The organism is Hyphomicrobium sp., from assembly GCF_020852195.1.
GTDB lineage: Bacteria > Pseudomonadota > Alphaproteobacteria > Rhizobiales > Hyphomicrobiaceae > Hyphomicrobium_C.
This window is the reverse complement of the sequence record NZ_JADZBI010000237.1, coordinates 1-23,250: the sequence shown is the minus strand read 5'-3', so window position 1 is coordinate 23,250 and position 23,250 is coordinate 1. Positions and strand designations below refer to the sequence as shown.

Genomic DNA, 23,250 nt, shown 5'->3' with positions numbered 1-23,250 from the left:
GTCAATGCGACCCGAAGCATCTCGTGTGCGGCACGAAACGTGCTGTGCGGAAGAATTCCCGTTTCAGTCGAGCGTTCTGCGGAAGCGGCGCACGGCAAACGTCATGGCGATCAGCATGAGAAGCAGCAGCGCCAGCGCCTCCGCATGCAGGTCGGAGAAACCGGCACCCTTGAGCATGATGCCGCGCACGATACGGATGTAGTGCGTAAGCGGTAGGCATTCGCCAATAAATTGGGCCCAGCGCGGCATGCCGGCGAACGGAAACATGAACCCGGAGAGCAGAATGTTGGGCAGGAAAAACATGAACGACATCTGGATCGCCTGAAGCTGGTTCTGGGCGATAGTCGAGAACGAGTAGCCGATGGCGAGATTGGCACCGATGAACAGCGTGCTGAGCGCCGCCAGAAGCCACAGGCTGCCCGCGATCGGCACCTCGAACACGAGCGCGCCAAAGGTGAGGATCAGCGCCGCCTGGATGAAGCCGATGACGACATAAGGCGTGATCTTGCCGATCATGACCTCCAGCGGCTCGATGGGCATGGCAAGCAGGCTCTCCATGGTGCCACGCTCGATCTCGCGCGTGACCGAGAGCGCCGTGAAGATCAGCATGGTCATGGTGAGAATGACGCCCAAAAGCCCCGGCACGATGTTGAGACTCGTCACCGCCGCCGGGTTGTAGCGGCGGTGCTGGCGGATTTCGAACGCCGGCACCGCGTCGGTAGTATCGGGCAGGCCGCGGTCGCGCGCGAGCGCCGTGCCGACGACGCCGTCCAGCGCGCCAAGCGCCGTCCCCGCCGCCACCGGATCGCTGGCATCGGCGGCAATGAGCAGCGCCGGCCGGTCGCCGCGCCTGAGCGCGCGCTCGAAGCCGGCCGGGATCTCGACGCCGAACAGCACCCGGCCGGAGCGCATCAGGTGGTCCATGTCCGCCTCCGACCGCACCACCTGCACGAGATCGAAGTAGGACGTGTTGCGCAGCGCGGCGAGGATGGAGCGCCCCACGTCGCTGTCCTCGTAGGCCAGAACTGCCGTCGGCAGATGCCGCGGCGTGGTGTTGATGGCGAACCCGAACAGCATGAGCTGCACCAGCGGGATGAAGATCATGGTGGCGAAGGTCAGCCGATCGCGCCGAAGCTGCAGGAACTCCTTGATGAACATGGCCGCCGTGCGCGAGAGCGCGCCCGGCCAGCGCCTGATGGCGAGACTGGTCATCGGAAGTTGTCCTGTGAGCGCGACATGAGGTCGATGAACACGTCCTCGAGCGTGGGCGACGAGAGACGCCAGTCGAGCTTCGCGCCCTCGCCGATGCGCGCCATCGTGCGGTCGAGCGCCACCGCGTCGCGCCCAGCCACATGCAGGCTGGTGCCGAACGGCGCCACCATGTCGACGCCGGGCATGCCGAGCAATGTCTCGGCCAGGTGATTGAGGTCCGGCCCGCTGACCGTGTAGGTCGTGAGCTGCGAGGCCGCGATCACCTCCGGGATGGTGCCCTGCGCCAGGAGCTCGCCGTAGGCGATGTACGCGAGCTCGTGGCAGCGCTCGGCCTCGTCCATGTAGTGGGTCGAGACGAGTACCGTCATACCGTCCGCCGCGAGCTTGTGGATTTCGCCCCAGAACTCGCGCCGCGCCTTCGGATCGACGCCCGCCGTGGGCTCGTCGAGCAGCAGGAGATCGGGCTTCGGCAGGATGCACGCCCCGAGCGCGAGCCGCTGCTTCCAGCCGCCGGAGAGCGTGCCCGCGAGCTGCCGCTCGCGGCCTTCGAGGCCGAGCCGGAGCACCGCCTGCCGCGCGGCCCCGATCGGATCGGCGAGCCCATGCACCCGCGCCACGAACTCAAGGTTCTCCAGAATCGAGAGATCCTGGTAGAGGCTGAACCGCTGCGTCATGTAGCCGACGTGGCGCTTGATCTCGTCGCGCTCGGTCAGGATGTCGTAGCCGAGGCACGTTCCGCGCCCGCCGTCGGGCGTGAGCAGCCCGCAGATCATGCGCAGCGTCGTCGTCTTGCCCGAGCCGTTAGGCCCGAGGAAGCCGTAGATCTGGCCGCGCCGCACCTGGAGCGCGAGGTCGCGCACCACCTGCTTGCCGTCGAACGACTTCGACAAGCCTTCGACGTCGATGACGATATCGCCGTTACGCGGCGCCTTTCCGTTGCCGTCTCTAGCGGTCGGCATGGGCGGTCTCCCGCTGCGCTGTTCCCACGAGCGCGACGGAGGCCGGCTGTCCGATCCTGACGTCCGCGGGGCGCTCGGGGATAGCCTCGATGCGGAACACGAGCCGCGCCCGCTCCTCGAGGCTGTAGATCACGGGCGGGGTGAACTCGGCCTGGGCCGAGATGAAGCTGACGCGTGCGTTGAGATCGTCGGCGCAGCCGTCGCACCTGATCAGCACCGGCGCGCCGATGTGCACCGCCGGCAATCTGTCCTGCGGCACGAAGAAGCGCACCTTGATGTTTTCCGGCGGCAGGATCGACACGATCGGACGACCGGACTGCACCACCTCTCCGGTGCGGAAGTAGACCTCCTGGATCGTGCCGGCGACGGGCGAGAACCGCGTGCGCCGATCGAGACGGGTTTTGGCGGAATTGAGCCGTGCCTCCGCCGAGCGCAGCGCCGCCTCCGCGTCGTCGAACGCCTTCTGCGTGCCCACGGTCTGCTTAAGCAGCACCTTGGCGCGGTCGTAGGTCTGACGCGCGTTGACCACGGCCGCCTCGTTCTCGGAGACCGCTGCCCGCTGCAGGTCGTCGTCGAGCGTGAACAGCGGCGAGCCGGCGTTGACGGTGGCACCCTCGCGCACGGCGAGGTTTGTTATGCGCCCCTCCTCGTCCGGGCTCACGAACACAAGGTCCGCCTCCACCCAGCCCTGGTATTGCGGCGGCGCGGCTTCGCGATGCCGGTAGACGTAGGTGCCGAGGCCGGCACCGCCGATCAGGAGAACCAATGCGGCGGCGATCAAAGGCCGTTTCATGGACGTGTCCTCCGCATCTTGCCGACCAGCGTCTCCCGATGCGCGGCGAAGAATCCCGCGACATCGAGCGGCTGGAGGCGCGCGAACATCGAGTCCCAGACCACGGCGAACAGGAGCGGCGCGCCGACGAGCTGCGGAAAGCGCACCAGCGCATCGCTCTGAAGCTCTCCGCGCACGACCGCCTGCGCCGCCATGCGGCTGATCAGCGGCATGGCGCGCCCGATCACATTGCGGAAATAGAGCTCGGCGATATGCGGGAAACGCGGACCCTCGGCGATGATGAGGCGAAGAAGATGCTTGCGCTCAGTGCCGAGGACCTCTTTCTCGAAGACTTGGAACAACGCCTCAAGGATCTTTTCGATAGGCATGTCGCGCGCCGAGGCAAGCGCACCGATGCGATCGAGGATCGGTGAGACCTCGCTCTGGACGACCTCCTCGAACAGCTTTTCCTTGTCGTCGAAGTAGAGGTAGAGGGTGCCCTTCGCGACGCCGGCCCTGGCCGCCACGTCGTCGAGCCGCGCCGACTCGAAGCCGCGCTCGGCGAACACCGAAAGGGCGGCCCTGAGGATGGCCTGCTTGCGCTCCACATTGCCGGCCTTGCGGCTGGCGCCCTGCTTCTCCTGCGGGCGCTTGCCGGGCGCGCCGCGACCGGACGGCCTCGCCGCAGAAATGGACCTCGGCTTTCCCGCATCCACCCCTGGCCTCGGCCTTCTCTCGTCGCCCATCTGCCGAGCCCTTTCGCGGTTGCTCTTCGTGCAATGACTGACTGGTCAGTCATATAAGACATCCGAAGACGCGGTGCAAGGGGGCGGCTTTTTACATTGTCGTAAGTGCGGGGATGGCCGCGGATGGAGGCGGCGGGTCGGCAGCCCCATCGCACGCGGAAGCCCGCGAGAAGCTGGAATTTGCGCGGCGCACCTATCCGAAGCAATGCAGTGCCCCCTCACCCGGAGGCACCCTAGCGCCTGACAACCCGGTTGTAGGCGAAGCCGATGAGCACGATCACGGCCGCGCCGAGCAGTACGGGCGCAGCGAGGAACGACCAGCCCGCGCCCGTCAGGGCGACGACGATCGGATTGGCGCCGGCGGGCGGATGCACGGTGTCGGTCACCATCATGGCAGCAATGGCTGCTCCCACGCCGGCCGCGATCCCCAGCGGACCGGCACCGAGCACCGACACGGCGATGAGCCCCATCAGCGCCGTCACGAGATGGCCGCCGATCACGTTGCGCGGCCGCGCAAACGGGCTCGCCGGCACGCCGAACACCAGCACGCAGCTCGCTCCGAACGGCGCGATCAGCAGCGGCAGCTCCTGGGTGGCGTTGATCGTCGCCAGCACGCCGATGGTGAGAAAGCCGCCGAGGCCCGCGAGCAGGGCCCCGCGCCAGGGCCGTCCTGCGACCCATTCAAACGGACTCGGCCTCGCCGTCGCGCGGCGGACCGCGGTGTCGGTGTCGGACATGCGTGAGAGATCCCCGTGAGGTCGAAGGGAGAAGCCCGGCGGGCGGGCCTCGTTCCGAGGGCACCCGCCGGAAGCATCATGTGCGGGCCTTCTTGAACTTCGCCGCTTCCTCCGAGCCGCCGGTGGCGTTGCCGGCGCTGTAGGAATGGGCGCCGACGCCCGCGAGCTTGCCGCCCTGCACGATCAGGTACTCGTCGCGGATCGGCTTGTCGGCGAAATAGCACTCGAGGATCTCGCGCACGCCCGCCGCATAGCGCGTCTGCGCCGAGAGCGAGGTGCCCGAGATATGCGGCGTCATGCCGTGATGTGGCATCGAGCGCCACGGATGGTCCTGCGGCGCCGGCTGCGGGAACCACACGTCGCCGGCATAGCCCGCGAGCTGCCCGCTCTCGAGCGCGCGCACGATGGCGTCGCGGTCGCAGAGCTTGCCGCGCGCCGTGTTCACGAGATAGGCACCGCGCTTGAACAGCTTGAGCGTCTTGTCGTTGATCATGTGCTCGGTCTCGGGATGCAGCGGACAGTTGAGCGTCACGACATCACAGACCGGATACATGTCCTCGGGCGTCTTGTGATACGTGAGGTTCAGCTCCTTCTCGACCGACTCCGGCAGCCGGTGGCGGTCCGTGTAGTGGAGGTGCACGTCAAACGGCTTGAGCAGCCGCAGTACGCGCAGGCCGATGCGGCCGGCGGCCACCGTGCCCACATGCATGCCCTCGATGTCATAGGAACGCGCCACGCAGTCTGCGATGTTACAGCCGCACTTGATCACCCAGTTGGAGGATGGGATGTAGTTGCGCCCGAGCGAGAGCATCTGCATGACTACCTGCTCGGCGACGCTGTTCGATTTGCAGTAGGTCACCTCGGCGACGGTGATGCCGCGGTCGATGGCCGCCTGCAGGTCCGTGTGGTCGGATCCGATTCCGGCCGTCACGATCATCTTGAGCTTGGGCGCCTTGGCGATGCGCTCGGCCGTCATGTAGGCGGGCCAGAACGGCTGCGAGATGACGATCTCCGCGTCGGGCAGCTCCTGATCGAGCTTCGAGTTGGCGCCGTCCTTGTCGGAGGTCACGACGAGCGTATGTCCGCCCGCCTCCAGGAACTTCCTGAGGCCAAGCTCACCCGAGACGCTGCCCAGGAGCTGCCCGGGCTTGAAGTCGATGGCCGAGGGCGTCGGCGCGGTTTGCCCGTCGGGGTATTTGGTGATCTTCGGAATATCGTCGCGGGCATACGACTTGGGATAGCCGTCGACGGGATCGTCGTAGAGGACCAGTACGATCTTTGCCATCATTGATCTCCTTCAGGGATTCGGGCCTATGCATGGACGTGAGGCAGCGCATCGGCCGGCGATGGCCGGACGTCGGGTAGGCTCGAATGAGGGGCTTTGCGGCGATCCTTACGCCGTTCTCCGGCTCCTCGCGCTTCCTCGCCTCGGCGAATGGAACTCCTATCGAGCCCCTTGCGTTCGTCGTGGCGCGCGAAATCTGGGTGCGATGCCGCCGCGCGTCAAATTAATGAGCTGGAACGCCTGATTGATGCGGTCGATCAGACGTGCGCCAGCTTCTTGCTGCCCATATGCTTGCCGCCGAGCGCCACCTCGAGATTGAGGCGCGTAGCCGATGTCATGAGCGCACGCGCGAGCGGCGGCAGCGGCTCGCGATCGGAGGCGACGAGCCCGATCGTCTGGCTGTGCACCGGGTCGACGAGATCGATCAGTACCAGGTCCTCGCAGCCGGAGAAGATGTAGGCAAAGGTATGCGGAATGATGCTCGACCACGCGCCCCCGCACACATGCGAGCAGACGGCGAGGAACGAGTTCGTGGTGACCGTCGGCGCCAGCTCGAGGCCGAGTGAATGCGCGAGGTTGTTGAGCACGCGCCGGTTCTGCATGCTCTCGTTGAGCAGGCACAGGCTCTCGCCCACCGCGTCGCGCCAGGTGATGGAGGCGGCGCCGGCCCACGGACCGTTGCGGCTGGTCACGAACAGATACCGCTCACGGTAGAGCGCGGCCTTGCGCACATGCGCGAGCGGCTCATTCTCGAGGTATGTGAGCCCGGCATCGATCTCGAACTTGTCGAGGCCGCGCTGGATCTCGACCGACGTCATCGACTGCACGTCGATCGTCACTTGCGGGTGCTTGGCCGCGAACGGCGCCGTGAGCTTGGCCACCGACGGCATAGCGGCGGGGATGACGCCGAGACGCAGCGTGCCCCTGAGCCCGCCGCGGAACACCTCGACGTCCTGCTTCAGGCTCTCGTAGTCGGCGAGGATCTGCCCGGCCCACGCCACGACGCGCTCGCCCTCGGGCGTGAGCCCCATGAAGCGCGGCTCGCGGATGACGAGGCGCATGTCGAGCTCGCGCTCGAGCGCCTTGAGGCCCGAGGAAAGCGTCGGCTGCGTGACGTTGCATACATCCGCCGCCCGCCCGAAGTGCTTCTCGCGGGCAAGCGCTACGAGATAGGTCATTTGGCGAATGAACATAGCTCTCGTCTGCCCTCAGCGGCGTCGGCGCACACGATACATATCTTGACTTAAACAATCAAGTTTAAGCGCAACGCGCGGCAATTTGCGCTAATGGGTCGTCGCCGCGACCGGCCTCGAGACCCCGGCCATGGAGTGACCGAGGCGCTCCGCGTTGCCGCGCCCGAGCGAGAAGCTGACACCGAAGCCGTCGAGCGTGCGCAGGGTCACGATCAGCGCGCCCGGATCGACCGCCTCCTCCACCGACCAGGAGCCGACGGGATAGGCAAACCGGAACGCCGCATCGCGGTATTGCTGCCGCAGCGCCGCCTCGATAAGGCTGGGCAAGGTCACCACCAGGTTGCCGAGCTGTGAGACCTTGAAGTTCAGGCATCGTTCCGTGCCGGTCTCATCGACCAGCCTCAGCGCGACCTTCTCCCCATCCTCGCTCACTTTGTAGGTCGTCAGCACCTTGACATCGATGTCCATCACGGCTTCCCTACGTTATATTTGGATATATATAGCGATAAGGCAGGCGAGACAGAAGCACAAGCCTTGGAACGGACCAGAAACTCTGAATAATCTTACGCGCGGACGCTCGATGCGCCGCGTAATCCGGGATATCGCCATGTCGAGCGGTGATCATCGCAGATCCCAATGCCGCGGCGGGACAAGCCCGCTGGAACCGGCCCCGCGGATCATCGCCGTACAAGGCGCCGCCGGCGGCACCATCCAGGACCTGCTCGCCACCCTAGCCCGGCGCTGGACGGCGGCCGGCCGCCGCGTCGTCGGGGTGATCGAGGAGACGGCCGAGGGAGTTCCGAAGCGCAACGGCGCGGCGACCCTGCGCAATCTGCGCACGGGCGCGCTCTACGACATCTATCAGGATCTCGGCCCGCTCTCACAGGCCTGCTGCCTCGACGCGCGGGGCTTTGCCGAGGCGTGCCAGAACGTGGTCGACGATCTGGCCGACGCGGATGTCGTCGTGCTGAGCAAGTTCGGAAAGCTCGAGGCGGAGCGCGGCGGCCTTCTGGCGGCATTCACGGCCGCGGCCTCGCTGGAGAAACCGGTCATCACCGCGGTTTCACCGGTATTCAGCGACTGCTACCTTGCCTTCGTCGGGCCGTTCGGCGCCATCGTCCCGCCCGACGAGGAGAGCTTGCACACATGGGGACAGGCGCCGCTATTGCCGGCCGCCCTGCGGGCGTCCCCTGACGCCCGCACTGTCCTGCCGTGATCGCTGAGCACCCTGCCCTAGGCCGTGTAGACAGCTATCCGGCCACAGAGCTTGTTGCGCCATTCCATACACGTTGCGTCGTCGCACGAGGATCCTGCTGGCATAGCGATCGTGGGAACTGGCGTGGGTCCCGGCCTACGTCGAGATGAAGTCTGTTGTGTGGATGCCGCCTGCCCCCTCACAACGTCATCCCGGCGAAGGTCGGGACCCACGCCAGCTTCCGCTTGCCCAACGTCGGATGCCGGACACCGAACCTATCCCGGATGGGCTTGTGACTTTGCAATCCCAAGTGTCCACACGACCTAGGCCGCGATATCCAGCACGATGCGGTAGCGCGCCTTGCCGTCGAGCAGGTGCTGGACGGCATCGTTGACCTTGGAGATGGGGAAGTGCTCGGTCTGCGGCGCGATCTTGTGGCGCGCGCAGAACTCGAGCATGAGCTGCGATGTCACCGGCGCACCATTGGGCGAGCCTGAGACGCTGTTCTGGCCCATGATGATCGGGAACGCCGCAACCGGGATCGGCTCGAGCACGGCACCCACGACATGCAGGCGTCCCTTCGGCCGCAGCGTCGCCAGCATCGCCGGCCAGTCGAGCGGCACGTTGACCGTAACGATCAGCAGGTCGAGCGTACCCGCGATGCGCTTGAGGTCGCCGCCGCTCTTTGTATTGACCACACTGTGCGCGCCGAAGGAGCGGGCTTCCTCCGCCTTGGCATCCGTCGACGTGAACGCCGTGACCTCACACCCCCACGCATGCGCGAACTTGAGCGCCATGTGGCCGAGGCCGCCGATGCCGACCACACCGACGCGATCGGTCGGCCTGATGCCGAAGGCCCGAAACGGCGTGAACACGGTAACGCCGCCGCAGAGCAGCGGACCCGCCTCCCTGGCATCGACCCCGTCCGGAATCGGAATGGCCCACGGCCATTGCGCCCGCACCGTATCCGCGAAGCCGCCGTGACGGCCGACGATTGTCCCCGTGTGCGTCGCGCACAGGTTTTGGTCTCCGTTGAGGCACGGCTGGCAATGCATGCAGCTCCCCGCTGCCCAGCCCACACCCACGCGCTGGCCGACCGAGAGCCCCTTGGCGTTCGAGCCGAGCGCGGTGACTCGTCCGATCACCTCGTGCCCCGGCACCAGCGGATAGGCGGTCATGCCCCACTCGTTGTGCATCATCGAAACGTCGGAATGGCAGATGCCGCAGGTCTCGACGGCGATCTCCACATCGTCGGCGCCGAGGGGGCCCGGATCGTATTCGAACGGCTCGAGCGGCTTGTCGGCGGCCGTTGTGGCCCAGGCTTTGATCGTCATTCTGACGTCTCCGTTCGTGTCATCCGGCGCGCCCCGACGCACGTCGCTGGGACCCCACCGGACGGCGTGATCCCGAGATCCTGTGTCATGGAGCATCCGCCTTTGGATTTGCGAGGTTGAACATGCGCATCGATATATCGACGCGTGCATATCGCACGTAGCTAGCGCACACGGGGAATTCAAGCATCCGCGTGCATCCGATCCCCAGCGCCGGGGGGCCGCGCTATCGGGCAGTTGCGCCGCAAGGCCGCCCAAGGGATGATGGAAAAGACGAGCCTAGCCCGTTCAGCCCCCGTCGATGCCAACCGCGCGAACGGAAGTCGTGCGATGAGCAGAGCCTCCGATCAGAGAATGAAACGCCCGCTGAGCGCCCGCCTCGTCGGGCTCGTCGTGTCGGGCCTCGTCATCGGCTGCATCGCCACCGCCCTCGCCGCGCACGCCACCATTCAGGAGGAGAGCTGCATCGATCCGGACATCGAGTACCCCGTGCCCTGCGACGAGGACGACGGGGACTAGCCCCCCGATGGAACAAATCGATCGATCCGGCAAACCGCGCCTTAATCAGGGCGTCACATGCTGCCCCGAGAGCGCCGCCGCCGTTGTCATGGATCAAAGCGCGGCCGCGCACACGCGCTAAGCATCCGCTGCTCAACGCAAATCCCGATACGAGCACTGGAGGGTAGCCATGGCGCAGAAGATGAAAGCCGCGATCTTCGTCGAGAAGGGCCGCATCGTCCTCGACGACAAGCCCGTCCCCGACATCGGCCCCACCGACGCGCTGGTGCGCATCACCACCACGACCATCTGCGGCACGGACGTTCACATCCTGAAAGGCGAGTATCCGGTGGTGAAGGGCTTGACCATCGGCCACGAGCCGGTCGGCGTCATCGAGAAGCTGGGCTCCGGCGTCACCGGTTACCGCGAGGGCCAGCGCGTTATCGCCGGCGCCATCACGCCCTCTGGCTGGAGCAACGCCTGCCTCTGCGGCTGCGGCGCCCAGGACGGCGCCGGCACCAAGCACGGCTGGAAGGCCATCGGCGGCTGGAAGTTCGGCAACACCATCGATGGCTGCCAAGCCGAGTACGTGCGCGTGCCGGACGCCATGGCCAACCTGGCCCGGATCCCCGACGACGTCACCGACGAGCAGGTGCTGATGTGCCCGGACATCATGTCGACAGGCTTCTCGGGCGCCGAAACCGGCGGCGTGAAAATCGGCGACACGGTCGCGGTCTTCGCGCAGGGCCCGATCGGCCTCTGCGCCACGGCCGGCGCCAAGCTGATGGGTGCGACCACCATCATCGCCGTCGAGTCCGTGCCGGCCCGCATCGCGATGGCGAAGAGCCTCGGCGCCAGCCACGTCGTCGACTTCAAGGCCGAGAACCCGGTCGACGGCATCATGCGCCTGACCGACGGCCGCGGCGTCGACGTCGCCATCGAGGCGCTCGGCACGCAGCCGACGTTCGAGGCCGCGCTCCGCGTGCTGCGCCCCGGCGGCACGCTGTCGAGCCTCGGCGTCTACTCGACCGACCTCAAGATTCCGCTCGACGCTTTCGCAGCCGGCCTCGCCGACACGTCGATCCGCACCACGCTCTGCCCCGGCGGCAAGGAGCGCATGCGCCGCATGATGGAGGTCGTCGCCTCGGGCCGCGTCGATCTCGGCGGCCTCGTGACGCACCGTTTCAAGCTGGAACAGATCGAGGCGGCTTACGACCTGTTCGCCAACCAGCGCGACGGCGTCCTGAAGGTCGCCATCACGCCATAACGAAGCGCGCATGGCGCGACTGCGGCGAGCCGAGTGAGCAGCCAACTCACCCAGCGGCATGCGGCATGTCACGTCACTTGAAAATCGGTTGTCCGGCCCGGATCAGATCGACGAACTGCTCGCCGTTGAACATGTAGCCTTCGGTGTTCGCCGGCGGAACGACAATGCGCGCGGTGGCGCTTTCGTCGTGCAAAGGTCGAATGACCGGCGCTACGTCATCGCCGATCGGTGTGCAGTATCCGACCCCATAGTCCATAGCCGCGCCGGCGCCGACGTAGGCCCCGATGTCACAGCCGATGAACAGGCGTGTGCGCAGCGTACCGATGACGCTTAATCCCGAGTCGCTGAAGTCGGCCACGATCGAATCCTGCGCCACCAGATCGCCATCGATGAAGCCGGTCAGACCGTACTCGCTGATGAAGTGTCTGCACGTCACATTGCCGAGGACGATGAACAGGCCGCCCTGGTCGAAATGCGATTGCAGGTCGACGACATCCTCAACGTCCAGATTGCCGACGATCAGGGTGCACAAGCCCGGCGCCCTGAAAGATCCCGAGACCCGCAGATCCCCGTCATAAACCACGGCTTCCACGTCCATCAGATCCTCGAAGCTGACGAACCGGAGAAACTGCTCATGAAACGCCGGTGACGCTGGACCATCGGCGATTGCATTTTGGAATTCTTGCGGGGTGACGGATCTGAACATCGCGACGCTATCCTGTTTCGCGTTAGGACAACGCAAAAAGGGGAACAAAGAGGGTGAGCGGTCGTTGCCGGCTGCACATGGCGCCGGCAGCATATATGCACCTGCTCGTGACCCGAAGCCGACTAGTTCACCGCCCGAGCCATGCTCCGCCAGCCCGCTCTAATCGATTTGGCGACTTCATCGACAAAGAGCCGTGTCTTCGTCGGGATCAGGCGTCCAGGCGGCAGGATAGCGTACACGCCACCTCCCGCTTTCCCGCTCCATCCCGGCAATATTTCGACAAGCTTTCCTTCGCGAAGCGCGGGACCGGCGAGCCAGTCAGGCGTGAATGTGATCCCCGCGCCCTCTATCGCAGCCATGAGCACTACCTCCGAATTGTCGGCGATCAGCGGCCCCACCGGGCGTATCGTCTTGCGCTTCCCGTCTTTCGTCATCAGCCAGTCCGGCCAATCTGCATGCCCTGAGAACCCTAAGCAGGCGTGCCTGGCCAGATCCGCGGGCGTCCTGGGTTTGCCGTGTTGGGAGAGGTAGCTCGGCGCGGCCACAAGAAGACTGCGATAGGACGCAATCTTCCGCGACGTGAATGAGCTGTCGCGCAGTACGCCGACCCTAATGGCCACATCGAATCCCTCGGATACGACATCGACGAGGCGATCCGAGAACCGCGCGTCGACACGAATCTGCGGGTAGCGCGCAAGAAAATCGGGCAGAAGCGGCGCGATCCACTGCCTCCCGAAGGTCACTGGAACCGAAACCCTGAGCAGACCTTGTGGGCTCGCGGCGAGATGGCTCGCCTCTCGGCTCGCAATCGCCAATTCGTCCAGCAACGCTTGCACGCGACGATAGTAGAGCGCGCCAATCTCAGTCAGCACCACGCGTCGCGTTGTGCGCGACAGCAGACGCACGCCGAGCAGCTTCTCAAGCTGGCTCACCCGCCGAGAAATGATGGAGGCGTCCCGGCCCAGCCTCTTGGCAGCCTCGGCGAAGCTTCCGTTGTCGGCAACGGCCACGAAGGCCGCCAGAAGCTCCAGACCCCCACGCTCGAGTAATTCCTGCATTTGATGCACGAATGTAATGCACAGCGACCTGATTATCGCGTGACTGGATTGGCTTACCTCATGGCCATTCCAACGTCGAGGAGCAACTGCCATGAGGACATTTCTCAGTGTCGGCGCAGGCCCTGGGATGGGCTTCGCAACGGCCGAACGGTTTGCCAAGGAAGGTTTTCAGGTCATTCTGAGTGCCCGCAATGCCGCCAAAACGCAGGAGCTTGCGAACCGGCTCAAGGCCAACGGCTACAAGGCCGAGGCCCGAACAGTGGACACGAGCGATCCATCGGGCGTTGCCACCCTGGTGGCGGAGGTGGAGAAGCAGTTCGGCGCAATCGACGTGCTGCACTACAACGCGGCCTCCATGCGAAAGGCGACGCTTGCAGAACAGCCGGCGGCGACATTCAACACCGATCTGGCCACGAACGTCGGCGGCGCCCAGGCGGCCGCCAAGGCCGCCGCGCCGAAAATGATCGAGCGCGGGTCGGGATCGATCCTGCTGACAGGCGGCGGTTTCGCCCTCCAGCCCAGCCCTGACTATCTCTCACTCAGCATCGGCAAGGCCGGCCTCCGCGCACTTGCGCAGGGCCTCTTCGAGAGCTTCAAGGCGAATGGCATTCACGTCGCGACCGTCACCGTGGCGGCGTTCGTCGATCCTGGCTCGAAAGATGCGGAGGCCGTCGCCGAATTGTTCTGGCAGCTCCACAGCCAGCCGAAAGACTCGTGGACTGTGGAAGCCATCTACAGCCCCTAGAGTCACGTGTCGGACAGAGCGAACCGCTCTGTCCGAAGTCCGCTTCGGCCCCGAAGTCGGCCTAAGTCGACGGCTCTCGATGACCGCCGTTGGCTGATCTAGCTCCCCTCCGCCTTCTCGCTTTTCTTGAGCGTCGTGCCGGCGTCCTTGAATTTCATGAGGTGCGCGTCGTCCGCAGAGCCTCTGGTCTCGGCGACGACGCCGAACTCCAGGGGCTCATCCTGCGCGTAGCGCTTGCCGAGCCTATAGGCGATCTCCGCCCGCGCCGTCTCGACGCCGAGATAAAAGGCGTGGCCCGCGTCCGCCCGCGTATCGAGGTGCGGAAAGAGCTGGAACGGATCGTCGGACACGTGGTGTCCGTCCTTGTTGTAGATGTGGATGCCGTCCTCCGCCACCTCGATGCGGTAGTTCGCATCGCGGATCTGCGAGGCGAGAGTCCGCACCTCGTCCGGCGTCGTGGCGAAACCCTTGCGGTCGCGCAGCGCCATGAGCCCGCCACCGAAGCCCTGCGGTAGCGAGCCTGCCCTCTTGGCTGCGTAGAACTCGCGCCGCGCGCGGTCGAACTCACGGATCGCCGTGCGGCAGTGCGGGCTCACCTGCACAGCGAGCACGGCCGTGATGTCGAGCTCCGAGCAGAGCCCCATGAGCAGCGCGTTGATGCCGGTGGTATCGGCATCGGTGAGCTCCGTGACGTTGCCGATGCCCATCAGGATCGGCACCTCCGGCCGACGCTTGCGCAAGTCCACGTAGCGCGCCACCGATGCCGCGAACCCGTAGTGGATCGGATCGAGGATGGGATCGGCGTAATAGGGCTTCCCCTTTGCAATCATGATGTCGATCACGCGGTCGAGCGACTCCATGTCCGCCGCGCCCGCCGAGACCAGGATCGGCACCGCCGGCCCCTCGTCCGCGATGGCGATGTTCTTCTCCGAGAGGCTGAGCAGGAAGTCGGCGCCAGCCTTCGTCGCGCGCGACAGTTCCTCAGAGTTGAAGCTGTCGACGCTGACGCGCACGCCGTCCGCATGTAGCGCGGCGATGGCCTCCTCCAGATGCGGGAACGGGCTGTCGGGCAGGCAGCCGAGATCGATGACGTCCGCCCCGTCCGCGCGGAGCACCCGCGACCGCGTGACGATCTCCTGCGGCGTCATCAGGGTTGCATCGACGATCTCGGCGAAAATGGTGACGTTGTGCTGCGAGAGGTCGACCTTTTCCTTCGCATGCCCGAGATACTCGGGCAGGTCCGCCACCTCGTCGGGGCCGCGCTCGAAGCGCGTGCCGAAGAAATCCGACAGCCGCTCGAGATCGCCGCGGAAGCGCCCTGGCATCACCACGCGATCCGCGCCCTCGGGCAGCGTCAGGCGGCGCTCGACGATGTCCGTTGTCATCAGCGCGGCGACCTTGACGCCGACGTTGGCGACGACCGGGTCGAGCCTTTCGCTCGCCACCTGCTCCGCGACGCGCTTGACGCGCGGCTCCGCCAGCGACCCTGTTACAAGCACCACGCGCTCGGCCATAAAGCCTCACAATCCTCCAGCACTAAGGCGGCCAGTATGGCACAAATCGCAGGGCGCGCGCGCACCGTCCCCACGCAGCCGACGCACGCTGCCCTTAACTATTCCGCCGCGGACGCCTGCTGCCGCGTCAGCAACGCGAAATCGCGCTGCCAGACGGCGACGCCCTCCCGGACCGTCCGATAGACAGCGTCGCCCGCCGCCTCGCCGACCGCCGTATGCAGGCCGGCGAACCGTGCGCCGTCCGCGCCCTGCGGCGCGGCCACGACGATGCAGTCGGTCCCGGTGCCCGTCACCACCACCTCGGCGCGGGAGACCTGCGCGTCGAGCACCGCCGCCGTGCGTGCCTGCGTCACGATCGACAGCGTCTCGATGAACGCCGCCTCCGACAGCGGACAGGATACGTGCAGCAGGATGTTGATCGTCCCCGGCAGCCAGACCGGCTCGCTCAACCGCTGCCCGACGCGCTCGCCGTTGGAAAGGCCGACGGTGGCAAGCGCGGTCGCCGTCACGCCCTCGACTTCGGATTGCGCGAGGTGATGGCGCGTGATATCGCGCGAGGTGATGAGCGAGATCGCATCCACAAGATCCGCATCGGCCATGAGCCGGTTGAGGCTGTCGATCGGATCCTCCGAGGCCGGCAGGTCCGCGTTGCGCACCTCAAGCCACGCCACGCGGCGCGCCACCTGAAAGCCTGGGCGCGTGAGCGACCAGGAGAGCATGCGCTGCGGCGCGTCGAAGGATGCGACAAGGTGTGGCGGCCGGCAGGCGATCTGAAACGGCAGGCTCAAGTCAACGTACCTCGGAAAAATGCGTTCAGGGACAGGCGGGACCGCGACATTCCCCGACAATCCGCCGGCCGGTCAAGGCCCAGGACAGAGACGCCCCCGGCCTCGCCTGGCCGCAAACTCCACAGAGCTAAAGCTTTTCAGTTAGGAATCATTTGCAACAACGTTGACACATGCAAACCGTTCGCATATGCATCAATATAGATGAGCACGAAAGGAGCTTTACATGTCTGAGGCCGGCAATCGTCGCGCACGCGTTGCCCTACTGGGCGGTGTACTGGCAGCCGCGTTGGCGTTCGCGATTTCCGCTGTCGTGAGCGTGGAACGGGCGGGCGCGGCGAAGCCGTTCCGCGTCGTCACCACCTTCACGGTGATCCAGGATATCGCCCAGAACGTCGCCGGCACCGCCGCCGTCGTCGAGAGCATCGCCAAGCCCGGCGCCGAGATCCACGACTACCAGCCGACGCCGCTCGACATCGTCAAGGCGCAGTCAGCCGATCTCGTGCTGTGGAACGGCATGAACCTCGAGCGCTGGTTCGAGAAGTTCTTCGAAAACGTGAGCGACGTGCCGAGCGCCGTCGTGAGCGAGGGCATCGAGCCCATGGGCATCACGGACGGCCCCTACACCGGCAAACCCAATCCGCATGCCTGGATGTCGCCGTCGAGTGCGCTCGTCTACATCGAGAACATCCGCAAGGCCCTGGCCCAGCACGACCCGGCCAACGCCGAGACCTACGCCGCCAACGCCGCCGCCTATGCCGAGAAGATCAAGGCGCTCGACGCGCCGCTGCGCGCACGCATCGACGCCATCCCCGAGGCCCAGCGCTGGCTCGTCACCAGCGAGGGCGCCTTCAGCTACCTGGCGCGGGACTACAAGATGCGCGAGGCCTTCCTCTGGCCCATCAACGCCGACGAGCAGGGCACGCCGCAGCAGGTGCGCAAAGTGATCGACCTCGTGCGCGCCAACAAGATCCCGGTGGTGTTCAGCGAGAGCACGATATCCGACAAGGCCGCAAAGCAGGTCGCCAAGGAGACCGGGGCGCGCTACGGTGGAGTCCTCTATGTGGACAGCCTGAGCGCCGAGAACGGACCCGTGCCGACCTACATCGACCTCCTGAAGGTGACCGTGGAAACCATCGTCGAGGGCTTCACCTCTTGAATGCCGCCGTTGAGCCCAGCAAGCCGGCGCCTTCGATCCGCGCCGAGAACGTCACGGTCACCTACAGCAATGGGCATGTTGCGCTCAAAAACATCTCCTTCAGCCTGAAGGCGGGCACCATCTGCGGCCTCGTCGGCGTCAACGGCAGCGGCAAGTCCACGCTCTTCAAAGCCATCATGGGCTTCGTGCGTCCCTCGGCCGGAGAGATCCGCGTCGCGGGGCTCCCCGTCAACGACGCATTGAAGCGGAACCTCGTCGCCTACGTTCCCCAGAGCGAGGACGTCGACTGGAATTTTCCCGTGCTGGTCGAGGACGTGGTGATGATGGGGCGCTACGGCCACATGGGCTTCCTGCGCATCGCCTCGGACGCCGACCGCCGCAAGGTGGACGAGGCGCTGGAGCGCGTCGGCATGACAGCCTTCCGCGCGCGCCAGATCGGCGAGTTGTCCGGCGGACAGAAGAAGCGCGTCTTTCTCGCGCGCGCCCTCGCCCAGGAGAGCCCGATCATCCTGCTCGACGAGCCGTTCACCGGCGTCGACGTCAAGACCGAGACTGCCATCGTCAACCTCTTGCGCGACCTCCGCGCACAAGGTCACCTGATGCTGGTCTCGACCCACAACCTCGGCAGCGTGCCGGACTTCTGTGATCAGGTCATCCTGATCAACCGCGTGCTGCTGGCGGCCGGCCCCACTGCCGAGACCTTCACCCAGGCCAACCTCGAGAAAGCCTTCGGCGGCGTGCTGCGCCACTTCAGGCTGGGCGGCACGGACCTGCACGCCGACGACGACCGCCGCCAGGTGACGGTGCTGACCGACGACGAGCGCGCCCTCGTCTTCTACGGCACCAACGGCGACGCACCCCGCAGCAAGAAAGAGGCCGGCACGAAATCAGCCGACACGACGACGTACACCGACACCGCGGACAAGGCGTCATGAGCGAGCTCCTGATCCCCTTCGAGTACGACTACATGGTCAAGGCCATGTGGGTGAGCGGCCTGGTCGGCGCTACCTGCGCCTTCCTCTCGGCGTATCTTATGCTCAAGGGCTGGTCGCTGATGGGCGACGCGCTGGCCCATTCCATCGTCCCTGGCGTCGCCGGCGCCTACCTGCTCGCGATCCCGTTCGCCGCCGGCGCCTTCGTCGCGGGCTTCCTGGCCGCCATCGGCATGTGGTTCGTGCGCCAGCAGTCGAAGCTGCGCGAGGACGCCGTGATCGGCATCGTCTTCACCTCGTTCTTCGCCGCCGGCCTGCTGCTTGTCTCCATCAACCCGACCGCCGTCAACGTGCAGTCGATCGTGCTCGGCAACATCCTCGGCATCTCCGACGAGGACGTCGTGCAAGTGGTCCTCATTGCCGTCGTCTCGCTCGCCGTGCTGACCCTCAAGTGGAAGGACCTGATGGCCGTCTTCTTCGACGAGACGCACGCACGCACCGTGGGCCTAAACCCGACCGCACTCAAGGTCCTGTTCTTCACGCTTCTGAGCGCCTGCACGGTGGCGGCGCTGCAGACCGTCGGCGCCTGCCTCGTCATCGCCATGGTGGTGACGCCCGGCGCCACCGCCTACCTCCTGACCGACCGCTTCGGCCGCCTTCTGGCGCTGAGCGTCGCCATCGGCGCGGCGACCAGCGTGCTCGGCGCCTATGTGAGCTACTTCCTCGACGGCGCCACGGGCGGCGTCATCGTCGTGCTGCAGACGCTGCTGTTCCTTGCCGCGTTCGTCTTCGCCCCCAAGCACGGCCTGCTCGCCAGCCGCCGCCAGACCGCAAGCGAAGCCATCACCGGAGGCTCCGCGTGATGGAGAGCATTTTCGAGTTCTTCACCGCGCCCCTCGCCTACGGCTTCATGCAGCGTGCGCTCGTCGTCGCAGTGCTGATCGGCGCTGTCTGCTCCGTGCTCTCGTGCTACCTCGTTCTGCGTGGCTGGTCGCTGATGGGCGATGCCATCTCGCATGCCGTGCTGCCCGGCATCGTGCTGGCCTTCGTCCTCGGCCTGCCCCTCGCCGTCGGCGCCTTCGCCTCGGGCCTCGCCTGCGCGCTCTTGACCGGCTACCTGAAGGAGAACAGCCGCGTGAAGGAGGACACCGTGATGGGCATCGTGTTCTCCGGCATGTTCGGGCTCGGCCTCATCCTGATGACCAAGGTCGAGACCGACCAGCACCTGAACCACATCCTGTTCGGCAACATGCTCGGCGTCACCTGGCGCGACGTCATCGAGACCGGCCTCATCGCCGGCACCGTGCTGCTCGTGGTGCTGGCCAAGCGCCGCGACCTCCTGCTCTACTGCTTCGACCCGCAGCACGCGCGCGCCATCGGCCTGCCGGTCCGCCTCGTTCACTACGGCCTCCTGATCCTGCTCGCGCTCACCATCGTCGCGTCGATCAAGGCCGTCGGCGTCATCCTGGTGGTCGCCATGCTCGTGGCCCCCGGCGCCACCGCCTATCTCCTGACCGACCGCTTCGAGCGCATGCTCGCGCTCTCGGCCGCCATCGCCATCGGATCGAGCGTCGTGGGCACGCTCGCAAGCTTCCACATCGACGGCGCGACGGGCCCCTGCATCGTTCTCATCCAGGCAGCGGTCTTCCTGGCCGCGTTCCTGTTCGCCCCGCGCAGCGGGCTTCTGCGAAGGACCTCCTGACGCCACACGTCGGATCTCACGATTCCTCCTCGTCGCGCTTTCCCCCCGTCCAATGGCTGGCGGCGCCGGTCTTGGCCTGGAACGAGGTGCACAGAAGCTCGAGGTCCTTCTCGTTCACCGGCATGCCGATGCACTTGCAGAAGAAGTTGACCTGGATGCCCTCCTGCGCCTTCAGCCTGCGGATCAGCAGAAAGATGCAGTCCCGGCAACTTCCGACCGCCTGCCGCCGCGCCTCTCCACCGAGCTGGCCGACGAGCTGTCTCAGGATGTCGCGCAAAAGCTCCTGCTTGTGCGGAGAAAGCGCATCGATGTCGTTGAAGACGGAGGCCAGCGGATCCGCAGCCATCCGCATGCGCGCCTTCTCCGTCGGACTGAGGATCGAGCTGCGCCCGTCATAGGGCGACTTCTTGCGCACGAGGTAGCCGCGCTGCACGAGCGACTTGATGGTCTGCGAGGCCGTGCCCCGCGTGGTGGCCTGATACGCGGCGAGCCCTGACAGCGTGCGGCTGAACACGTTGGCGCGCGAGAAGAAGAGAATCGCGAACCACTGCGCAGACGTGAGGCGGTCGCCTTCCCGCTCCGCCAACATACCCCGCCCGAGCTGCAGGAGAAGTTCGCCGATCTCAAGTGACAGCATACGCGCCCCCAAAACAGCCTTTTCTATCAGGACCCTGACGAGTTCCGTCAAGAAACCGCGTGCGGATGGTTTGGCTTCGCAAGCAACTGCTTCCGACGTGGATCGACATGCGTCGAACGGGCGCGGAAACGGAGAAAAAAACTGCGTCCATTAACTCCGCGGAGAGAGCGCGCCGAGCAAACTTGTCGCAGGCGATGTGGGGGGAAAGGGCCGGATGGATAAGCCTATTTCAACGAATAGCGTGAAGCACCGGCAGTCAGCGCACGACAAGCTTGAGTTGAGCGCGGACACGATGGTCAACCTGGCCAGCGCCGTTTTCAACGCCACCCAGGAATCCATCGTCGTCACCGAACGGAACGGTACCATCGTCGCCGTCAACCCGGCGTTCTCCGCCATTACGGGCTTTTCCGCGGCCGAGATCGTCGGCAAAAGCATGCGTACCCTGCAGTCCGGCCGGCAGGGCCGAGCTTTCTACCGGGAGATGTGGGATCAGGTGTCTCGCTCCGGATACTGGCAGGGCGAGATCTGGAACCGGCGCAAGAACGGCGAGGCCTATCCGGCCCTGCTGACGATCAGCAGCGTGCCGAGCGGGCTCGGCCAGCCGACATACTACGTGGGCATCAGCGCGGACTTGAGCCGCATCAAGAGATCGGAGCTGAAGCTCGACCGCCTCGCCCATCACGACGAGCTGACCGGCCTTCCCAATCGGCGCCTTCTCAAAGCGCGCCTCGACCAGGCCCTGGCGCGGGCCGTCCGCGAAGGCGAGACGGGCGCCGTGGTCTTCGTGGATCTCGACCGCTTCAAGCTCGTCAACGACAGCCTCGGCCACAGCGCCGGCGACGAGTTGCTGACCCTCGTCGCCAAGCGCTTGCGGAACGGACTCCGCGCCGGCGATTTTCTCGCGCGCTTCGGAGGCGACGAGTTCATCGTCCTGCTGGAGCAGACGAGCGGCGAACGTGCAGCGAGCGTCGCCGCGCACCTGATCAACCGCCTGGGCGAGCCGTTCGTCCTCTCGACCGGCGACGAGATTTTCAGCGGTGCCAGCGTCGGCATCAGCCTGTTCCCGCGTGACGGAACCAGCTCCGAGGAAGTGCTGCAGCACGCCGACGCGGCCCTCTACCAGGCGAAGTCGGCCGGCAGGTCGACCTACCGCCACTACTCGTCCGATCTCACCCGGCACGCCAACATCCGCCTCGCGCTCGACAGCCAGTTGCGCCGCGCGCTGAGCCGAAACGAGCTCGTCCTCAACTATCAGCCGCTCGTCACGCTGGCCGACAGGCGCGTATTCGGCGTCGAAGCGCTGATCCGTTGGAACGACCCGTCGCGCGGCGTAATCCCGCCTGCCGAGTTCCTTCCCGTCGCCGAGGAAACGGGGCTCATCGTGGCGATCGGCAACTGGGTGCTGGACGAGGCGTGCACGCAGATGCAGGCTTGGCAGAGCCAAGGGCTCGCGCTGTCGCGCGTCGCCGTGAACATCTCGGCCCGTCAGTTCCGCCATCCCGAGTTCGCCGCGTCGGTGGCGCGTGCGCTGCGCCGGGCCGGCCTCGCGGGCGAGCATCTCGAGCTCGAGATCACCGAAGGCACGCTGATGGACCACGACGCCACCACGCTCGCAACCCTCGAAGCCCTGAAGGCGCTCGGCGTGAGGCTCGCGGTCGACGATTTCGGCACCGGGTACTCCTCGCTCGCCTACCTCAAGAAGCTGCCCGTCGACACGCTGAAGATCGACCGCAGCTTCGTGACCGACATCGGCACCGATCCCGCCTCGGCCGCCATCGCGACGGCCATCATCGGGCTCGGCCGCTGCCTCGGGCTCGAGGTGCTGGCCGAAGGCATCCAGAGCGAGTCCCAGCATGCGGCGCTGCTGGCCGGCGGCTGCGCGTTGGGCCAGGGCCATCTCTTCGCACGCCCCGTTGCGCCCGATGCGGTGCCCGGCCTCCCGGGCTTGCGCCGCCGCCGGGCGGCGCAGGGTGGCACCCGTCGCGTCCCGGCATGCGAGGCCTGCCCGGCACCCGAGTGACGGCGGCGGCAGTTAATACTTCGTCACTAGCGAAGGGACTCGCGAGACCGGAACCAACTTGCTGCGCAGGATGGATCTTTGCCCCCGATCGCGCGTTTGCAGAGCGCGCATCAGGAGGCGCTACCCATGGCCCACGTCATCGAATTCCCGCGCCGGCCGGCTCCGTCGAGCCCGCGGAGCGCGACGCTCGAGCAGTCCCTCGACAGGGCCGTCGTTGCCTGCCTAAGCCTCGGCGCCAAGTTCGAGGGCATCATCGCCGATCTCGAGAAGAGCCTGACCATCCTGTCCGTTGCGCTGAGCAACAGCCCCGCAGGCACCTCCCGCGAGAACGCGCAGAAGCTGAGGGAGCTCAAGGAGCAGCTTGGCCGTGCCCGGCGCATGCTCGAAACGGTGCGCAACGACCTGGCATCCGATGAAAAACCGAAGCGGCCCTGACGGCCAGGACCCGATCGCCGACCCCGCGACGGAGATACCCGACGCGTCGCGATGGATCAGCGCGCGGTGCCGTTGAGGAAGATGAACCCCGAGTAGCCGCTGCGCAGTTCGCGCTCGACGATACCGATCAGCTTGGCGCTGACCGAATCCGCGTGCGCCTTGAACACGCGCTCGATGGTCTCGGGAGAAAGCTTCAGCACCGGAAACGGACGATCGGCCACCACGTAGCCCGCGGAGCGTACGAGAAACGCCGCCGCCAGTGTTCCGCCGGGGCGCACCGAGCGCGAGAAAGCCGTGCAGGCGGCCTCGAACTCGTCCTGCCGCTCGGTGATCGATTCCGCGCAGAAGAACATCGTCGCCGC

General features: G+C 66.1%; 24 protein-coding genes and 1 pseudogene. 10 read left to right on the top strand and 15 right to left on the bottom strand.

The annotated features are described in order from the left end of the window. Positions 1-63 precede the first annotated feature (63 nt). The 8 genes from IT540_RS19485 to IT540_RS19450 all read right to left on the bottom strand — a co-directional run bounded on the left by IT540_RS19485 (position 64) and on the right by IT540_RS19450 (position 7,372). Entirely contained in the window at positions 64-1,212 is a 1,149-nt protein-coding gene (locus tag IT540_RS19485) for an ABC transporter permease (protein ID WP_291181526.1), read from the bottom strand. Beyond that, positions 1,209-2,171 carry an ABC transporter ATP-binding protein gene (locus IT540_RS19480; RefSeq protein WP_291181524.1) on the bottom strand — a complete coding sequence of 321 codons (963 nt, stop codon included), beginning with the start codon at positions 2,169-2,171 and terminating at the stop codon, positions 1,209-1,211. Before IT540_RS19480 ends, IT540_RS19485 begins: the two co-directional genes overlap by 4 nt. Then, on the bottom strand, positions 2,158-2,964 hold the full coding sequence (locus tag IT540_RS19475; RefSeq protein ID WP_291181523.1) for an efflux RND transporter periplasmic adaptor subunit: 807 nt from the start codon (positions 2,962-2,964) through the stop codon (positions 2,158-2,160). Before IT540_RS19475 ends, IT540_RS19480 begins: the two co-directional genes overlap by 14 nt. Then, positions 2,961-3,689 carry a TetR/AcrR family transcriptional regulator gene (locus tag IT540_RS19470; protein ID WP_291181521.1) on the bottom strand — a complete coding sequence of 243 codons (729 nt, stop codon included), beginning with the start codon at positions 3,687-3,689 and terminating at the stop codon, positions 2,961-2,963. Before IT540_RS19470 ends, IT540_RS19475 begins: the two co-directional genes overlap by 4 nt. Positions 3,690-3,922: 233 nt before the next feature. Beyond that, the gene (locus IT540_RS19465) at positions 3,923-4,426 is read right to left on the bottom strand and encodes an HPP family protein (RefSeq protein ID WP_291181519.1); all 504 of its coding nucleotides are present in this window, start codon (positions 4,424-4,426) and stop codon (positions 3,923-3,925) included. A gap of 76 nt (positions 4,427-4,502) precedes the next feature. Then, entirely contained in the window at positions 4,503-5,711 is a 1,209-nt protein-coding gene (locus IT540_RS19460) for an NAD-dependent formate dehydrogenase (protein ID WP_291181517.1), read from the bottom strand. Positions 5,712-5,968: 257 nt separating this feature from the next. Then, on the bottom strand, positions 5,969-6,904 hold the full coding sequence (locus IT540_RS19455; protein ID WP_291181515.1) for a LysR family transcriptional regulator: 936 nt from the start codon (positions 6,902-6,904) through the stop codon (positions 5,969-5,971). A gap of 90 nt (positions 6,905-6,994) precedes the next feature. Next, positions 6,995-7,372: a hypothetical protein gene (locus tag IT540_RS19450; protein ID WP_291181514.1), complete on the bottom strand. Its 378-nt coding sequence runs from the start codon at positions 7,370-7,372 to the stop codon at positions 6,995-6,997. Positions 7,373-7,484: 112 nt separating this feature from the next. On the opposite strand from IT540_RS19450, the gene IT540_RS19445 reads away from it, so the two are divergent. Continuing rightward, entirely contained in the window at positions 7,485-8,120 is a 636-nt protein-coding gene (locus IT540_RS19445) for a DUF2478 domain-containing protein (RefSeq protein WP_291181512.1), read from the top strand. 302 nt (positions 8,121-8,422) lie between these two features. Here IT540_RS19445 and IT540_RS19440 read toward each other — a convergent pair whose 3' ends face one another. Next, positions 8,423-9,433: an NAD(P)-dependent alcohol dehydrogenase gene (locus IT540_RS19440; RefSeq protein ID WP_291181510.1), complete on the bottom strand. Its 1,011-nt coding sequence runs from the start codon at positions 9,431-9,433 to the stop codon at positions 8,423-8,425. 351 nt (positions 9,434-9,784) lie between these two features. Here IT540_RS19440 and IT540_RS19435 point away from each other — a divergent pair, with 351 nt between their 5' ends. Both IT540_RS19435 and IT540_RS19430 read left to right on the top strand, forming a co-directional pair. Beyond that, the gene (locus IT540_RS19435) at positions 9,785-9,949 is read left to right on the top strand and encodes a hypothetical protein (RefSeq protein ID WP_291181508.1); all 165 of its coding nucleotides are present in this window, start codon (positions 9,785-9,787) and stop codon (positions 9,947-9,949) included. Positions 9,950-10,118: 169 nt separating this feature from the next. After that, entirely contained in the window at positions 10,119-11,195 is a 1,077-nt protein-coding gene (locus IT540_RS19430; protein WP_291181507.1) for an NAD(P)-dependent alcohol dehydrogenase, read from the top strand. Positions 11,196-11,268: 73 nt separating this feature from the next. Here IT540_RS19430 and IT540_RS19425 read toward each other — a convergent pair whose 3' ends face one another. Both IT540_RS19425 and IT540_RS19420 read right to left on the bottom strand, forming a co-directional pair. Beyond that, positions 11,269-11,901, bottom strand: a complete 633-nt coding sequence (locus IT540_RS19425; RefSeq protein WP_291181505.1) for a hypothetical protein — start codon at positions 11,899-11,901, stop codon at positions 11,269-11,271. A gap of 122 nt (positions 11,902-12,023) precedes the next feature. Continuing rightward, positions 12,024-13,052, bottom strand: a complete 1,029-nt coding sequence (locus IT540_RS19420; protein WP_291181504.1) for a LysR family transcriptional regulator — start codon at positions 13,050-13,052, stop codon at positions 12,024-12,026. Between IT540_RS19420 and IT540_RS19415 the strand changes: the two genes are divergently transcribed. Next, the gene (locus IT540_RS19415; RefSeq protein WP_291181502.1) at positions 13,051-13,704 is read left to right on the top strand and encodes an SDR family NAD(P)-dependent oxidoreductase; all 654 of its coding nucleotides are present in this window, start codon (positions 13,051-13,053) and stop codon (positions 13,702-13,704) included. The two genes, IT540_RS19420 and IT540_RS19415, sit on opposite strands and share 2 nt — an antisense overlap. A gap of 98 nt (positions 13,705-13,802) precedes the next feature. Here the strand turns inward: IT540_RS19415 and IT540_RS19410 are convergent, their stop codons facing one another. Both IT540_RS19410 and IT540_RS19405 read right to left on the bottom strand, forming a co-directional pair. Next, on the bottom strand, positions 13,803-15,218 hold the full coding sequence (locus IT540_RS19410) for a DUF6513 domain-containing protein (RefSeq protein WP_291181500.1): 1,416 nt from the start codon (positions 15,216-15,218) through the stop codon (positions 13,803-13,805). A gap of 98 nt (positions 15,219-15,316) precedes the next feature. Further along, positions 15,317-16,006, bottom strand: coding sequence for an adenosylcobinamide amidohydrolase (locus IT540_RS19405; RefSeq protein ID WP_291181498.1), 690 nt, complete (start codon positions 16,004-16,006; stop codon positions 15,317-15,319). Between the two features lie 223 nt (positions 16,007-16,229). Here IT540_RS19405 and IT540_RS19400 point away from each other — a divergent pair, with 223 nt between their 5' ends. Genes IT540_RS19400 through IT540_RS19385 form a run of 4 tightly spaced genes read left to right on the top strand, consistent with a single transcriptional unit; the run spans position 16,230 to position 19,796 of the window. Beyond that, positions 16,230-17,162, top strand: a complete 933-nt coding sequence (locus IT540_RS19400; RefSeq protein ID WP_291181496.1) for a metal ABC transporter substrate-binding protein — start codon at positions 16,230-16,232, stop codon at positions 17,160-17,162. Then, entirely contained in the window at positions 17,159-18,097 is a 939-nt protein-coding gene (locus tag IT540_RS19395) for a manganese/iron ABC transporter ATP-binding protein (protein ID WP_291181494.1), read from the top strand. The genes IT540_RS19400 and IT540_RS19395 overlap by 4 nt, the downstream gene beginning before the upstream one ends. Beyond that, on the top strand, positions 18,094-18,957 hold the full coding sequence (locus IT540_RS19390; RefSeq protein ID WP_291181492.1) for a metal ABC transporter permease: 864 nt from the start codon (positions 18,094-18,096) through the stop codon (positions 18,955-18,957). Before IT540_RS19395 ends, IT540_RS19390 begins: the two co-directional genes overlap by 4 nt. Next, on the top strand, positions 18,957-19,796 hold the full coding sequence (locus IT540_RS19385) for a metal ABC transporter permease (protein WP_291181542.1): 840 nt from the start codon (positions 18,957-18,959) through the stop codon (positions 19,794-19,796). The genes IT540_RS19390 and IT540_RS19385 overlap by 1 nt, the downstream gene beginning before the upstream one ends. A gap of 16 nt (positions 19,797-19,812) precedes the next feature. On the opposite strand, the gene IT540_RS19380 is transcribed toward IT540_RS19385, so the two are convergent. Next, entirely contained in the window at positions 19,813-20,433 is a 621-nt protein-coding gene (locus IT540_RS19380) for a MarR family winged helix-turn-helix transcriptional regulator (protein WP_291181490.1), read from the bottom strand. 214 nt (positions 20,434-20,647) lie between these two features. Between IT540_RS19380 and IT540_RS19375 the strand changes: the two genes are divergently transcribed. Continuing rightward, on the top strand, positions 20,648-22,453 hold the full coding sequence (locus tag IT540_RS19375; RefSeq protein WP_291181488.1) for an EAL domain-containing protein: 1,806 nt from the start codon (positions 20,648-20,650) through the stop codon (positions 22,451-22,453). 126 nt (positions 22,454-22,579) lie between these two features. Next, a complete protein-coding gene (locus IT540_RS19370) occupies positions 22,580-22,888 on the top strand; it encodes a hypothetical protein (RefSeq protein ID WP_291181486.1) in 309 nt (102 codons plus the stop codon). Between the two features lie 56 nt (positions 22,889-22,944). On the opposite strand, the pseudogene IT540_RS19365 reads toward IT540_RS19370, so the two are convergent. Next, positions 22,945-23,250: pseudogene (locus IT540_RS19365) on the bottom strand (hypothetical protein); the annotation flags it as partial.

What these genes read in the sequence shown, in the direction of transcription:
- IT540_RS19380 (WP_291181490.1), bottom strand. Translation starts at nt 20,433, where the DNA reads ATGCTGTCACTTGAGATCGGCGAACTTCTCCTGCAGCTCGGGCGGGGT.
- IT540_RS19480 (WP_291181524.1), bottom strand. Translation starts at nt 2,171, where the DNA reads ATGCCGACCGCTAGAGACGGCAACGGAAAGGCGCCGCGTAACGGCGAT.
- IT540_RS19385 (WP_291181542.1), top strand. Translation starts at nt 18,957, where the DNA reads ATGGAGAGCATTTTCGAGTTCTTCACCGCGCCCCTCGCCTACGGCTTC.
- IT540_RS19450 (WP_291181514.1), bottom strand. Translation starts at nt 7,372, where the DNA reads ATGGACATCGATGTCAAGGTGCTGACGACCTACAAAGTGAGCGAGGAT.
- IT540_RS19390 (WP_291181492.1), top strand. Translation starts at nt 18,094, where the DNA reads ATGAGCGAGCTCCTGATCCCCTTCGAGTACGACTACATGGTCAAGGCC.
- IT540_RS19370 (WP_291181486.1), top strand. Translation starts at nt 22,580, where the DNA reads ATGGCCCACGTCATCGAATTCCCGCGCCGGCCGGCTCCGTCGAGCCCG.
- IT540_RS19455 (WP_291181515.1), bottom strand. Translation starts at nt 6,904, where the DNA reads ATGTTCATTCGCCAAATGACCTATCTCGTAGCGCTTGCCCGCGAGAAG.
- IT540_RS19465 (WP_291181519.1), bottom strand. Translation starts at nt 4,426, where the DNA reads ATGTCCGACACCGACACCGCGGTCCGCCGCGCGACGGCGAGGCCGAGT.
- IT540_RS19475 (WP_291181523.1), bottom strand. Translation starts at nt 2,964, where the DNA reads ATGAAACGGCCTTTGATCGCCGCCGCATTGGTTCTCCTGATCGGCGGT.
- IT540_RS19415 (WP_291181502.1), top strand. Translation starts at nt 13,051, where the DNA reads ATGAGGACATTTCTCAGTGTCGGCGCAGGCCCTGGGATGGGCTTCGCA.
- IT540_RS19460 (WP_291181517.1), bottom strand. Translation starts at nt 5,711, where the DNA reads ATGGCAAAGATCGTACTGGTCCTCTACGACGATCCCGTCGACGGCTAT.
- IT540_RS19420 (WP_291181504.1), bottom strand. Translation starts at nt 13,052, where the DNA reads ATGGCAGTTGCTCCTCGACGTTGGAATGGCCATGAGGTAAGCCAATCC.
- IT540_RS19425 (WP_291181505.1), bottom strand. Translation starts at nt 11,901, where the DNA reads ATGTTCAGATCCGTCACCCCGCAAGAATTCCAAAATGCAATCGCCGAT.
- IT540_RS19445 (WP_291181512.1), top strand. Translation starts at nt 7,485, where the DNA reads ATGCGCCGCGTAATCCGGGATATCGCCATGTCGAGCGGTGATCATCGC.
- IT540_RS19440 (WP_291181510.1), bottom strand. Translation starts at nt 9,433, where the DNA reads ATGACGATCAAAGCCTGGGCCACAACGGCCGCCGACAAGCCGCTCGAG.
- IT540_RS19410 (WP_291181500.1), bottom strand. Translation starts at nt 15,218, where the DNA reads ATGGCCGAGCGCGTGGTGCTTGTAACAGGGTCGCTGGCGGAGCCGCGC.
- IT540_RS19400 (WP_291181496.1), top strand. Translation starts at nt 16,230, where the DNA reads ATGTCTGAGGCCGGCAATCGTCGCGCACGCGTTGCCCTACTGGGCGGT.
- IT540_RS19375 (WP_291181488.1), top strand. Translation starts at nt 20,648, where the DNA reads ATGGATAAGCCTATTTCAACGAATAGCGTGAAGCACCGGCAGTCAGCG.
- IT540_RS19435 (WP_291181508.1), top strand. Translation starts at nt 9,785, where the DNA reads ATGAAACGCCCGCTGAGCGCCCGCCTCGTCGGGCTCGTCGTGTCGGGC.
- IT540_RS19430 (WP_291181507.1), top strand. Translation starts at nt 10,119, where the DNA reads ATGGCGCAGAAGATGAAAGCCGCGATCTTCGTCGAGAAGGGCCGCATC.
- IT540_RS19485 (WP_291181526.1), bottom strand. Translation starts at nt 1,212, where the DNA reads ATGACCAGTCTCGCCATCAGGCGCTGGCCGGGCGCGCTCTCGCGCACG.
- IT540_RS19470 (WP_291181521.1), bottom strand. Translation starts at nt 3,689, where the DNA reads ATGGGCGACGAGAGAAGGCCGAGGCCAGGGGTGGATGCGGGAAAGCCG.